Source organism: Janthinobacterium sp. JF4 (assembly GCF_059617925.1).
The window spans coordinates 1-13,429 of sequence record NZ_JCAQAV010000014.1 but is presented as its reverse complement, the minus strand read 5'-3'; the positions used below and the strand labels follow the sequence as shown (position 1 = coordinate 13,429).

Genomic DNA, 13,429 nt, shown 5'->3' with positions numbered 1-13,429 from the left:
AGATAAGACATATCGCCCAGCGCGCTGCTTCTCGCATCATGGATTGAACGGCGCGCAATGGCCCCCATCGCAGCGCATCGTGCGGGCTACGCCCCCTGCTATTCCATTTCCCGTTTTCCCCCACCGCCATCAGGAGCCGAAAGTGCCAAAAACCATACCGTGTCTGTTGCTCTGCCTCACTACCACCCTCGGCGTGGGCGCGACCGCCCAGGCTGCCGAATGGAGCGATACCGCGCTGAGCTGGCGCGCCGGCAATGATTACCGCGAACCGTTCAATCCGGACGACATCAAGAAAAACATCTTTGCCATCACGCACGCCAGCGGCTACAAATACGGCAGCAATTTCGTCAACCTCGATTTCCTGCTGTCCGACAGCAAGGACCCTGGCGCGCTCGGTAAGACTTCCGGTGCGCAAGAGGCGTATCTGGTGTACCGCAACACCATCGACATCGGCAAGGTGCGCGGCAGCGACATCAAGTTCGGTCCCGTGCGCGGCGTCGGCGTCACCCTCGGCTTCGACGTCAACACGAAAAATGACGTCGGCTACAACTCGCGCAAGCGCATGCTGGTGGCCGGCCCCACCCTGATGTGGGACGTGCCCGGCTTCTTCAACACCAGCCTGCTGTTGCTGCGCGAAAGCAACGCCCCCAGCGGCGCCTTCCCGCCCATCTCGCAAGTGACGGGCCGCTACACGTATAAGACGCACGCCATGCTGACGGGCGCCTGGGCCATTCCCCTGTCGCCGCTGTTCTCGTTCGAAGGCTTCTTTAACCTCATCGATTCAAAAGGCAACGATGAAGTGGGACGCAAGACGGCGGTGGAAACGAATATCGACATGCAGGTGATGTTCGACGTGGGCGCGGCCCTGGGCAGCCCGAAAAACACCTTCCGCGTGGGCCTCGAATACCAGTACTGGAAGAACAAGTTCGGCAACTCGGCCGCCACCACGGGCAACGTGGGCCAGACGGCGAAGACGCCGATGATACGCGCGGAGTATCATTTCTAGGAATCATTGTCACGCATCAACACCCACGAACGCGCCTGATGCCAGCATGAAGCTTTCCTGCTGGCGGAGAGCGCGACCGTGGAACAACTATTGCCGTATTACGAGCGCGAGCTGGGCCTCTTCCGCCAGTACACGCGCGAGTTTTCCAGCCGCTACCCGAAGGCGGCCGGGCGCCTGCTGATCGCCGGCGAGACGTGCGAAGACCCGCATGTCGAGCGCCTGATCCAGTCCGTTGCCCTGCTCACGGCCAGGGTCGCCAAGCGCCTCGACGACGCCTATCCGCAATTTACCCATTCCCTGCTCGACACCCTGTACCCGCACTACCTGCGCCCCTTTCCCTCGTGCTCCATCGTGCGCATCGCCGCCGACGCAGCGCCCGGTGCCGGCCAGCTGACCCAGGTGGCGCACGTTGCGCGCGGCACGGTGCTGCGCTCGCAGCCGGTGCAGGGCGTGGCATGCAAGTTCACCAGCGCATATGACGTGACCCTGGCGCCGCTGGCCATTACGCGCCTGCATTTTTCACCGCTCATCGACGCGCCGCCCGGCCTGCGCCTGCCCGCTGGCGCCAGCGCCCTGCTCAGCATTCAATTCACCAGCAGCAGCGACAACTATCATCTGGATCAGCCGGGTTTTGCCAGTCTGCGCCTGTTTGCCGATGGCGAACCGTCCGTGCGCGCGGCCCTGCTCGACGCCCTGTTCCTGCGCGGCGCGGGCGCGTACGTGGCGCTGGACGAACACGGCCCGTGGCTGGCCGTCGATGGCACGCCGCTGGCGCCGGCCGGTTACGAAGAAAACGACGCGCTGATCCCGTTCTCGTCCCGTTCGCACCCGGCCTTGCGCCTGCTGACCGAATACTTCGCCTTTCCGGAAAAATTTCATTTCATCGATATCGCCTGGTCGCTGCTGGCGGCCCTGCTGCCGAAACAGTGCCGCCAGTTCACCTTGCACCTGCCGCTACAGGGCGTGCGCAGCGACAGCCACGAAGCGCGGCTCTTGTCCGGCGCCAGCCGCGACAACCTGCTGCTCGGCTGCACACCCGTCGTCAACCTGTTTGCCAAGTCCGGCGTGCCGATCCGTCTCACGCATACCGAGCCCGACTACGCCCTGCTGGCCGATGCCACGCATGCGTTTGCCTACGACATCCACAGCATCGATACCGTCACCCTGGTGCGCAAGGACGAGGCCGGCGAGCGCCTGAGCACCTTCCTGCCGCTGTATGCCTCGCTGCAAGGCGCCCAGCCCGGACATGGACAGTATTGGCTGGCGCGCCGCGATGAAACCGTGGCGGCCATCAGCCCCGGCCATGAAATGCGCCTGAGTCTGATCGACCCGCAGTTTTCACCGGGCAGCGCCGCCTGCGCCACCGTCTCGACGCAGCTGCTGTGCAGCAACCGCGACTTGCCCACGCAATTGCATTACGGCCTGCCCGGCGGCGACCTGCTGGCCGAAGACGTGCCCGACGGCATCCCCGCGCGCTTCCTGCGCAAACCGTCACCGAGCATGCGTTTCCTGGCGGACACGCACTGGCGCCTGATTGCGCACCTGTCGCTCAATTACTCGAGCCTGACGCAAGCGGGCCTGGGCGAATTCCAGAAAATGCTCAGCCTGTACGACCTGCCCCGCTCGCCCGCCACGCAGCGCCTGATCCAGGGCATCGTCACGCTCGACCACGGCAGCACGCGCGCGTGGATGGCCACCGTGCCGTTTCCCACCTTGATGCCCGGCATCGCCATCCGCCTGGGCATCGACGAACAAGCCTTCGTCGGCTGCAGCCTGTACATTTTTGCCCAGGTGCTGCAGCGCTATTTCGCCCTGAACAGCCAGCTCAACTGCTTTAGCCAACTGACGCTGCTGTCGCATCGCAGCGGCGAGGAAATCCTGCGATGCCCAGAACGCAGCGCCGACGCCACGCCAGCGTAATCCAGCAATTGCTCGACGCGCCGCAGCGCTTCGAGTGCTTCCAGGCGCTGTGCCTGCTGCTGGCGTGGCTGGCCGAACACGGCATCGATGAACACACGGCACTGGCGACGATCCTGCGCTTCGACAATAGCGTCTCGCTGCGCTTTCCCGCCAGCCAGGTCGAGGCGCTGGCGACCAACGGCATCACCGATGCTGATGCCCTGCTGCAAGCGCTGCTGTCCGGTCACGGCCAGCACCTCCACCTGACGCCCACCTTCATGGGCCTGCTGGGCTGCCAGGGCAGCTTGCCCAGCCACTATTCGGAGCGCATTGCCGCGCACCAGCATAGCGAACGCGACACCAGCCCGCGCGCCTTTCTCGACCTGTTTTCCAGCCGCGCCGTGGCCCTGTTTTACCAGGCCTGGCAAAAATACCGCATCGAGCAGGCCGGCCATGGCTGGGACTTCCTGTCGCGCCTGCTTGCCCTGGCCGCGTGCCCTCCATGCCAGGACCAGGCGGCAATCGGCCTGTACGGCGGCTTGCTCCAGCAGCGCAACATCTCGTCCATCGTCATGGCGCGCATCCTCGCCGACCACTTTGGCGTGCCCTGCCATATCGACGAGGCGACAGGGGACATGGACGTCTTGGCGCCGCGCGAACAAACGGCGCTGGGCAAGGCCAATGCCGTGCTGGGCCAGCACGCCACCGTCGGCGCGCGCTGCCGCCGCCCCGACCTGGCCGTGCGCCTGCGCCTCGGCCCCCTCACGGCGCAGCAGCATGCCAGTTTCCTGCCGCGCGCGCCTGCTAGCCAAGCGCTGCGGCACATGCTGATGCTGTTCGGCCAGCCGCTCGTGCGCTACGAGATCGTGCTCGTGCTGCGCGCCAGCGAGGTGCATGGCCTGTCCCTGAGTATCGGCGTTCAGGACGGCCTCGGCTGCAACAGCTTTCTCGGCAACAACGCCGCGCCGCGCCACCGCGACGACATGCATTACGAAATGCAATTGATGCCCTCGTTCAATGATTGATCCTTGCGGCCGCGCAAAACGCCAGTGTTCGCTATTGCTACAGTCCGTCAACGATTCCTACCGTGAAGCGATGCGCGATGAGCCAGTTCCCCGATACGACGGCGGCATGGACGGCATTACTGGGCGACATGCAGGGCCAGCGCCTGCTGCGCCTGCACTTTCCGCATGGCGATGGCCCGGCCCACATCCAGTTCCTGGCCAACAGCCTGGCCGCCAGCGAAAGCCTGTCGCGCGATTTTTCCTATGTGGTGGAAGTGCTGTCCGACGATGCCGCCATCGCGCTCGACAAAGTGATGGGCAAGATGGTGACCATCGAACTGGTGCGAGAAGACGGCACCCTGCGCTACTTCAATGGTTACGTGTTCGAGTTCCGCTTCCTGCGCACGGACGGCGGTTTCGCATTTTATGAAATGGTGCTGGAACCGTGGCTATCGCACCTGCACTTGCGGCAAAACAATGTCGCCTTCCACGGCTTGACGGTGGCGGCGCTGACGGACAAGGTCTTCGATGACTACCTGATGCGCGACTACAAGCTGGCCGCCAGCGGCCCGGATCCCGCCATCACCTACACGTGCCAGCACAACGAGAGCGACCACAACCTGCTGCATCGCCACTGGGAACAGCTGGGCTGGCACTACCGCTACGAACACAGATCCGACGGCCATACCTTGTGGTTGTCCGACGACAGCACCACCGGCAAGCCCATCGACGGTGATCTGAGTGAAATACCCTTCCAGCACCAGGCCGGTTCCCTGGAAGATGATGGCGTGCATCAATGGAGCACGGTGCGGCGCATGGCGCCAAGCCAGATGACGGTGGCCAGCTTCAATTTCAAGAACCCGCGCAGCGCACGCGCCAGCCGCGACTCGCTGAACCGGCAAGGCGCCGTGCCGGCGCTGGAAGTGTATGAAAACACGGGCAGCTACGGTTTCAAGAACCTCGACGATGGCGAGGCGCTGGCGCAGCGCCGCATGGAAGAGCGTGACGCCCAGGGCCAGCTGTTCGAGGCGCAGGGCAATGACCGCACGGCGCAGCCGGGACGCTGGTTCACCCTGGACGGGCATTTCGACAGCGCAGCTGGCGAATACCTGATCCTGTCCGTGCACCACTACGCCAGCAACAACTACCAGCAAGGCCACGGCGCCACATCTCACTACAGCAACACGTTTAGGTGCATCCCCCGCGCCATTCCCTGGCGCCCGGGACGCAATTTCCACAGCCGCGAACCGAAGATCTACGGCGTGCAGACGGCCACCGTCGTCGGGCCGCCCGGCGAGGAAATCCATACGGACGGTTATGGACGGGTGAAGGTGCAATTCCACTGGGACCGCCTGGGCACCTTCGACGACAAGAGTTCGCCGTGGATACGCGTGATATCGAACTGGGCCGGCCCGAATTTCGGCCACATCAGCCTGCCCCGGGTGGGCATGGAAGTGGCCGTCCAATTTCTCGACGGTAACGTCGCCATGCCCATCATCATCGGCTGCGTCTACAACGCGCGCAACATGCCGCCATGGGACTTACCGGCCAACAAGACGCAGAGCGGCATGCTGAGCCGCTCGTCAAAAAAGGGTTCCGCCGCGCACGCCAACGCCCTGCGCTTCGAAGACCGCAAGGACGCGGAAGAGCTGTGGCTGCATGCGGAAAAAGACCAGCGCATCGAAGTCGAGCATGACGAATCGCACTGGGTGGGCAATGACCGCAGGAAAACCATCGACCGCGATGAAACGGTGCACGTCAAGCGCGACCGCACGGAAACGGTGGACCACGATGAAGACATCACCGTGCACAACAACCGCCGTGAGCGCGTCGACCATGACGAACACATCGACATCGGCGACAACCGCCGTGAACACGTGGGCGGCAACGAGCAGGTGCAGATCGACGGCCACCGTTCAGAACGGGTGACCCTCGCCAAGGAAGAAACGATCGGCCTGGCCAAGGTGCTGACCATCGGCGCCGCCTACCAGACCACCGTCATCGGCGCCATGAACACCACCGTGGTGCTGGCGCAGGCGGAGCAGATCGGCCTGGCGAAAAGCGTCATCGTCGGCGCCGACAGCACGCTCACGGCCACCGATTCGCACACGATGACGGTGGGCACCTCCAGCATCACCATCACGCCGGGACGCATCGAACTGGTTGCCGATGAAATCATCATCCGCGGCAGATCGAAGGTGCAGATCCATGGCGACGACATCGACAACAACCCGGGCTGACGATGAACGCCCCCGGCACCGCCCATTTCAACATCCCCAACCTGCTGTTTGACAACCGCACGCCGCATGCGGCCAGCCAGTTCGACATGGTCGATCAATTCGGCGAGGCCTTCCATGTGGTGGTGGCGCGCATGGGCTACACCCTGGGTCCCTGCGGCGCGGACGGCCTGGCCAGCCTGCTGCCCATGGCGCGCCAGTCGCCGCTGGCCACGCAAGACCGGCACCTGGGTGACGACACGCAGGCAGGCGCCGTGCAGGAGAGCGATTTCGCGCCATACAAGCCGGGTTGCGACGTGATCATCAATGGCGTGGCGCACGCGCCGCGCGGCCAGGCGATGCCGCAATTTCTCGTCAACCTGAAGGTGCAGTCGGAAAAGAAGACCCTGATCGACAAGACCCTGCAAGTGTGTGGCGAACGCGCCTTCCGCAAGAAAGCCACCCTGACGCGCCTGGCGCAGGGTTGCGCCCGCGTCGCCACCGTGGGCTTGCTGCGGCCCAATCCGTGGCAGCTATCCGCGCCAGAAGCGTTCCTGCAACTGCCGCTGCACTACGCCTACGCGTATGGCGGGCAATGCCGCATCGAGGCCGATGACTGCAATGCGGCGGCGCACGATTCCTGCCAGGCCAATCCCCTGGGACGGGGCTTTGCGCGGCACTGGTACCTGGATGCGAAACATATCGACGAGGTGCCCGCGCCCCGTATCACGTATCCGTCGCTGCCGTGCACGGCCGCCCAATTCTGGCAAGGCGCGGGCGGCAAGGAGTTGCCCGCACCGGCGGGGCTGGCCGTTATCGGCCGTGGCTGGCTGCCGCGCCGCGCGCTGGCAGGCAGCATCGTCGTCAAGGATCAATGGGATGCCGACGACATCCCCGCCCTGCCAGAGGACTTCGATTTCGCGTACTGGAACAGCACGCCGCCCGACCAGCAATGTCCGTACCTGGCGGGACGGGAACAATTCACGCTGACCAATCTGTGCCGCCACGACCATCGCTCGGCCCGCATCGACCCGCGCGGCAACACCGTGCTGCGCTTCGCCCTGCCACGGCAGATGCTGTGCCTGCTGCTGGCAGACAAGAACGACCAGTTGCTCGTCTGGCGCCTGGCCATCGATACGGTGCTGGTCGACCCCGAGGCGGCCACTGTGGAGCTGGTGTGGCGCGCCATCGTGCCGGCCGACGCGGGCCAGGTCGCGTCGCGCCTGCTGCACCTGATGGAGCCGGCGCAGATCGCCCGCATCGAACTGCTGGAACAGGCGCAGGAAGCACTAAGCGAAGCCGCCGGGCAGGGCAAGAAACCATGACGAATGAAACCGTCACCAAGTCGGAGCGCTTCTATTGCGTCAGCCTCAGCCCCGACATATGCAAGACGCCCGTCGGCTCCAGCACGCCCCCTATTCCCTACAGCATCATCGGTGAGTTTGCGGAAGCGCAGAACGCCTCGCCCAACGTCAAGTCGCACAGCGAGCCCGTCATCCTGCACCAGCGCAGCATCATTCCCACCGTCAAGGGCGACGCGGCCGGCAAGGCGGGCGGCGTCAAGAGCGGCACCGTCGGCAAGCAGGTCGACACCAAGGTCGCCAGCCCCATCCACCGCGCCAACGGCGCCAATCTGGTGCAGATGGGACGCGAAGTGTGGATGAATTCGCGCAATACCTTGGGCAAGATTTATGAGCGGGGTGGGGAGGCGGCCAAGCCCGTGCTCAAGGAACTGAAGGCGGCGATACGGGAAGCGGCACAGGATTACAAGGATCATGGCTCCAAGAAAATGCATGGCGCCGCCGAAGATCTGGTAGACGTGGGCGGCGCCGTTCTGACAGGCAGCGCCGTGCTGGGTGTCGCCGGACTGGGCGCTGCGGCAACCGGCGTTGGCCTGCCGGCAGCTGCCGCGATGGAAACAGCGGCAGCAACCGGCGCGGTTACCGGCACGGCGACCCTTGCGACAGGCACGGCAATGGAAGCGTCGGCCACGGTGCTCGACCAGGCGGCCGACTACCTATTGACAGGCAAGACCCCTGATTTACTCAATACGGTCTCGGACATCGTCACGAATGCGGCAGGCACAGTACTGCAGGCGGCGGTCTTCAGCAAGGTTCCAGGCGGAAAAATACTGAGCAAGTTCCTCGGCAAAAAAGCGGCGCCGAGCATCAACAAGGTCAAGGACAAGCTGGTCGGCAAAAAGCCGGACAAGCCGCCCCCGAAACTCGACAAACCTCCCCCCAAAAACGGCGGCGACGACGGCAAGAGCCGCGGCAAGAAAGAACCGAAATCGGAGCCGCCATCCGACTGCTGCCCCAAGGATAGCGGCCCCGCAAAAAAACCCGTCAAGGGCCGCAAGCCCGTGCATTTCGGCACGGGGCAGGAAATCCTGTACCAGACGGATTTCGCGCTCGAACGCAGCATCCCCATCGCCTGGACGCGCTGCTACCGTTCCGGCGCCGAATGCGAGGACTGGGGCTTGCTGGGCGCGCGCTGGTCCACGCCCTACACCACCAGCTTGTCGCTGTGCGAAGCAGGCATCGTGTTGCACGACGACAGCGGCCGCGCCCTGGGCCTGCCGGGCCTGGAACCGGGCCAGCAGTACGACAGCCGCAAGGAAGGTTTTACGCTGACGCGCGACGGCGCCAACACCTTTACCGTGCTGTGGCGCGACGGCAGCGTCGACCGCTACGCGCATGCTGAAGGCGGCTGGCTGCCGCACGGCTACGACGGCGTCAACGCCATGCTGGCCCCGTCCGCTCCCGTCGCCACGCAACGCTTTGCGCTCGTGCGCAGCGAAGGGCGCGATGGACGCGGCATCAGCATCGACCGGTTGATCGATGCAAAACCGGGCGAAGTGCTGCTGCGCTTGCGCAGCGACGATGGCGGCGTGCTCGAAGCCATGCGCGGAGCTGAGGAAACGGCCATCCACATCGGCAGCATCGACGAGGTATTGCCCGACGGCAGCCGCCTCTGCCACGTCCGCTACGCGTATGCCCTCGAGACGAACGATACCCTGGCGCCCTTCCCGCCGCGCCACAACCTGGCCAGCCAGTCGAATGCGCTGGGCGATACGCGCCGCTATGCCTATCGTCACCATTTGCTCACCTCATGCAGCAGCTACACGGGCTTTGCCTACGAGCTGGAATGGATCAGCCTGGACGCGCTGCGCGCCCGCTGGAGCGGTTCCCCCTTGAGCGAGCAGGAGCTGACGCAGCACCATCCCATTAGCTTGGCCAACAGTTACCAGGCGCGCGCCATCGTCACGCGCGCCCAAGATTGCAGCGAGCACACGCGCATCGACTACGTGGACAACGACACCAGCCGCGTCACGGAAAACGGCGGCGTCCTCGAATACACCTTCGACGCCAACTGGCTGGTCACCGAGGTACGCCGCGTCATCGACGGCAAGGCCGTCTCGCTGGGCCGGCGCGAGTGGGACCGCGACGGCATGCTGCTGGCCGATATCGACGCCCACGGCGCCGCCACCCGCTACACCTACGATGCAGCCGGCAACGTGACCCGCAGCACCGATGCCAAGGGACACAGCAACAACATCGCATACGATGGCCAGAACCAGCCCGTCGCCTTCACGGATGCGCTGGGCAACACCACCCTGCGCAAATACGATGCGGCAGGCCGTCCCGTCAGCATCACGGACGCCCTGGGCCACGTCACACGCTACCGCTACGACCAGCGCGGCCAGTTGGTGGAACTGATCGACGCCAGGGGCGGCAGCAAGCATTTCCAGTACAACCGCCAGGGCTTGCTTACCAGCTACACGGACTGTTCCGACCACAGCAGCGAATACAGCTACGACAAGCAGGGAAGATTGACGGCTGCACGCGATGCCATGGGCCACGTCAGCAGCTATGAGTACGATGGCCTCGGCCGCCTGACGGGGCTCATCGCACCAGACAAAACACGGGAACACTACGCCTACGATGCAGACGGCAATCTGGTCTTGCACGTGGATGGCGCCGGCCAGCAGACGCGCTACCGCTACAACGGCCAGGGCTTGCCGGTGGAACGCACGGACGCCATTGGCCAGTCTTTACAGTATCGCTACGATAGCGCGCTGCAACTGACGGAATTGATCAACGCCAAGGGCGAAAGTTATCAACTCGCGTATCACGCGGAAGGCTGGCTGACGTCGGAAACGGGGTTCGACGGCAAGCGCACGCAATACAGCTATGACCGGGCCGGCAACCTGACCGCCAGCGAGTGCGGCACCCAGCGCACGCAGCTGCTGCGCGACGCACTCGGCTTGTTGCAAGCCAAGACCACGGCGGACGGCGTGGTGCGCTACGCCTACGATGCACTGGGCCGCCTGACGGCCGTATCCGCACCGCAAGCGGAACAGCGCTTTGTCCACGATGCGCTGGGCCAGCTGATCGAAGAGCGCAGCGCCTGCTTTTTGCAAACGCTGCCCGAGATGGCCAGGTTGCCGAATGCCCCGCGCGCGCCAGACGCCAGCTTTGTCATAACGCACTCTTACGACGAGCTGGGCAACCGCATCCAGACGGTCTTGCCGAACGGACGCCGCATCGATACCTTGCGCTATGGTTCCGGCCACTGGCATGGCGTGCTATGGCAAGGCAAGGCCGTGGTCGATGTCGAGCGCGACAAGCTGCACCGCGAAAAGCAGCGGCAGCTGGGCAGCAGCGGCTTGCTCGCCACGCGCCAGTACGACCCGCAATCGCGGCTCACGCAGCTGACCCTGGCGCGTGGCGCCGATGCGCCCGTCCCCGTGCGCGAACGCCGCTTCGACTACGATGCGCAGGGCAACCTGACCACCATTTTCCAAACGGGTTCCACGGCTGCCGGCCCGCTCGGCAAACTCAGCTATACCTACGACCCCGTCGGCCAGTTGCTGTCCGCCGTGCAACCGGGCCTGGCCGAACACTTCGCCTTCGATCCGGCAGGCAATCTGGTCGACACGGCTCCCGCCACCGGCAACGTACTGACACGCTACGGCGATACCGAATACGCTTACGACGAGCAAGGCAATGCCACCGGCAAGCGCTTCCATCCGCCGGGCAGGGAGTCGACGTGGAGCGATCTGGCGCTCGAATACGACGCCGAAAACCGCCTCAGCCACGCCACCAGGACGGAACGCCAATCGCGCCACCGCGCCCGTTATTTTTATGACGCCTTCAGCCGCCGCATCGCCAAGCGGGTAGAAGAAGCACGCTGGAGCAATCAGCAAGACATCACCAAAGACCAGCCCGCACGCACGAGCGCCGCTACCACCTTCTTCGTCTGGGATGGCGACACGCTGGCACAGGAACTTGGGCACGAGGAGACGGTCACATATTTGTACGAGCCGGACAGCTTCGTGCCGCTGGCCAGGATCGCTTCGCAAGCCTGTCGCCAGGCCAGCGCGGTCCACCTGCCGCGCGTCGCACAATGGGATTTGCCTGCCACCCGGCACGACGCCGAACTGCAGGCCGCGATTGCGCAAGAACAAGCGGACACCGAAACGCTGCAGGTATCGGCATGGCAAGGTATCCAGGCGGCAGCCGATGACGCGGCGCCACACGACCGCATCACCCACTACCACTGCGATCACCTGGGCACGCCGCGCGAGTTGACGAATGCGCAAGGGAACGTGGTCTGGAGCGGGCGTTACAAAGCGTGGGGGCGTTTGCTGCACGTCGAGGGTGAAATCGAGCAGCCGCTGCGGTTTCAGGGGCAGTATGAGGATCAAGAGACTGGACTGTTTTATAACCGGTATCGCTACTATGATCCGGATGTAGCTAGGTATGTGACGCAAGATCCGATTGGCTTGCTTGGTGGATTAAATACATATACATATGCACCAAATCCCACTGGCTGGAATGATCCATTAGGATTAGCAAAAAAATGTGCAAAAAATACACCATGCAATCCTTGTATTGGTAAAAATCCATCAGCTTCAGCAACCAAATGGCAAGGTAAGCCCCCCTACCCAGGAGTCGATGCATATACAAATATTGTTTTAAAAAAAGGGACTATCTTATATGCCCTTTATCCATATGGCCCCAAACCCGGAAATTATTACAGCGATAGAATTACACTTACTTCCGCAAATGGAAGCGCATTGGCATACAATAATTTAACGCAAATTTCACATTCCGGAAACACTCCAGGGGCGCGACCGATGAGAGATCAGGTTCAAGCCTTCAAACTGTCGGAAGATATCTGTGCAGGCACGGGAAAAGCATTGGCAAATACATTACTAGGCGCAGGAGGAGGAAATCAATACTTTCTTGATGATTCAGATATATCAAAACTCAAAGCTAACGCAAAAATATTTAAATTTCCGAGGCCGTAAATGAATATAAATAAAAATACTGGAGATATCGAAATAAATGAGAACTTTCACTTAAACAAAAATACATCAACTGAAGAAATAAAAAATATAGAATCTCTTGAGATCTTTGGAAAAATTAATGAATTTGATACATATAGCATGCAAAATATTCAATTTCTTAATTTAAAAACAAGAGTGAATCTCAGATTTAAAAATGGAATTCTTTGCATTATTGAAATAATCTGGACAGATGGAATCACAAACAGACTTGGCTATGACTCCAGTCACTCAGACATGATCAATGAAAAAAAATATCTAAGTAAGCTAATTTCAAAGTCACTAGGTCAATCAGCTGAAACATCGACAAAGTACGAGGATTTTTTTTCTTTCTCGTGGGGATACATACTAATCAAGGCAGATCAAAAATCATCACTTTGCTCAACAATGATAATATATGGAAAAAACACAAATATATAATAAAGAAAAAATATTAATTAGTAGAGTACGCCAACAAACCTTTCCCATTCCGATAGCGATATGGAAAAACATACACCCAACATGGAAAACTTGGAAGAGAAAAATTTCCGGAAAAAATCTTGAAAAATTGCTCGTGGTTTTGGATGAATTCAAAAAAGAGCAAAGAAATATTTCAGATTTTGAAATATATATTCAAGACAACAACGAAGATATTAAAATAACTTTCGTACCAAATTTTGCACCCGGTGAAAAAATACTAGGTGGAAAAACATCACTGGGAAGATCCATCACTTATACCATTTAAAAAAAGACGAGAAAAATCATCAGTTCAAACTATCATAGATAAAACCAGACCATAAATGAAATAGAGTTCACTTGTCCAGTCCCGTTTGATCATAAACGCGCTTGACGAATAGTTCCGGTTTCTTTTGCTGCCATTCTTTGAGCGCCTGGATGGGTGTTTTGGTACCGATGGCCCGTTGTGGAATGTGGTGGTTGTAAAGCTTTAAATAGTTGAGCAAGGTAGTCTCCA

Annotated in this window: 8 protein-coding genes and 1 pseudogene; 8 read left to right on the top strand and 1 reads right to left on the bottom strand. The window is 61.1% G+C overall.

Annotation, left to right across the window (positions count from 1 at the left end; all coding sequences use genetic code 11):
• Nucleotides 1–142: 142 nt before the first annotated feature.
• The 8 genes from AC54AF_RS13025 to AC54AF_RS12990 all read left to right on the top strand — a co-directional run bounded on the left by AC54AF_RS13025 (nt 143) and on the right by AC54AF_RS12990 (nt 13,201).
• A complete protein-coding gene (locus AC54AF_RS13025; protein WP_496636875.1) occupies nt 143–1,006 on the top strand; it encodes an outer envelope protein in 864 nt (287 codons plus the stop codon).
• 78 nt (nt 1,007–1,084) lie between these two features.
• Nucleotides 1,085–2,926, top strand: a complete 1,842-nt coding sequence (gene tssF / locus AC54AF_RS13020; protein ID WP_496636874.1) for a type VI secretion system baseplate subunit TssF — start codon at nt 1,085–1,087, stop codon at nt 2,924–2,926.
• Nucleotides 2,890–3,930, top strand: coding sequence for a type VI secretion system baseplate subunit TssG (tssG, locus tag AC54AF_RS13015; RefSeq protein WP_496636873.1), 1,041 nt, complete (start codon nt 2,890–2,892; stop codon nt 3,928–3,930). The genes tssF and tssG overlap by 37 nt, the downstream gene beginning before the upstream one ends.
• Before the next feature lie 77 nt (nt 3,931–4,007).
• Nucleotides 4,008–6,149: a type VI secretion system Vgr family protein gene (locus AC54AF_RS13010; protein ID WP_496636872.1), complete on the top strand. Its 2,142-nt coding sequence runs from the start codon at nt 4,008–4,010 to the stop codon at nt 6,147–6,149.
• Nucleotides 6,150–6,151: 2 nt separating this feature from the next.
• Nucleotides 6,152–7,450 (top strand): DUF2169 family type VI secretion system accessory protein, encoded by a 1,299-nt coding sequence (locus tag AC54AF_RS13005; protein ID WP_496636871.1) that lies wholly within the window; start codon nt 6,152–6,154, stop codon nt 7,448–7,450.
• The gene (locus AC54AF_RS13000) at nt 7,447–12,441 is read left to right on the top strand and encodes an RHS repeat-associated core domain-containing protein (protein WP_496636870.1); all 4,995 of its coding nucleotides are present in this window, start codon (nt 7,447–7,449) and stop codon (nt 12,439–12,441) included. Before AC54AF_RS13005 ends, AC54AF_RS13000 begins: the two co-directional genes overlap by 4 nt.
• The gene (locus tag AC54AF_RS12995) at nt 12,442–12,897 is read left to right on the top strand and encodes a hypothetical protein (protein WP_496636869.1); all 456 of its coding nucleotides are present in this window, start codon (nt 12,442–12,444) and stop codon (nt 12,895–12,897) included.
• Nucleotides 12,875–13,201, top strand: coding sequence for a hypothetical protein (locus AC54AF_RS12990; protein ID WP_496636868.1), 327 nt, complete (start codon nt 12,875–12,877; stop codon nt 13,199–13,201). Before AC54AF_RS12995 ends, AC54AF_RS12990 begins: the two co-directional genes overlap by 23 nt.
• A gap of 67 nt (nt 13,202–13,268) precedes the next feature.
• Here the strand turns inward: AC54AF_RS12990 and AC54AF_RS12985 are convergent.
• Nucleotides 13,269–13,429 (bottom strand): annotated as a pseudogene (locus tag AC54AF_RS12985) (IS481 family transposase); the annotation flags it as partial.

What these genes read in the sequence shown, in the direction of transcription:
- AC54AF_RS13005 (WP_496636871.1), top strand. Translation starts at nt 6,152, where the DNA reads ATGAACGCCCCCGGCACCGCCCATTTCAACATCCCCAACCTGCTGTTT.
- tssG (WP_496636873.1), top strand. Translation starts at nt 2,890, where the DNA reads ATGCCCAGAACGCAGCGCCGACGCCACGCCAGCGTAATCCAGCAATTG.
- AC54AF_RS13000 (WP_496636870.1), top strand. Translation starts at nt 7,447, where the DNA reads ATGACGAATGAAACCGTCACCAAGTCGGAGCGCTTCTATTGCGTCAGC.
- AC54AF_RS12990 (WP_496636868.1), top strand. Translation starts at nt 12,875, where the DNA reads ATGGAAAAAACACAAATATATAATAAAGAAAAAATATTAATTAGTAGA.
- AC54AF_RS12995 (WP_496636869.1), top strand. Translation starts at nt 12,442, where the DNA reads ATGAATATAAATAAAAATACTGGAGATATCGAAATAAATGAGAACTTT.
- AC54AF_RS13010 (WP_496636872.1), top strand. Translation starts at nt 4,008, where the DNA reads ATGAGCCAGTTCCCCGATACGACGGCGGCATGGACGGCATTACTGGGC.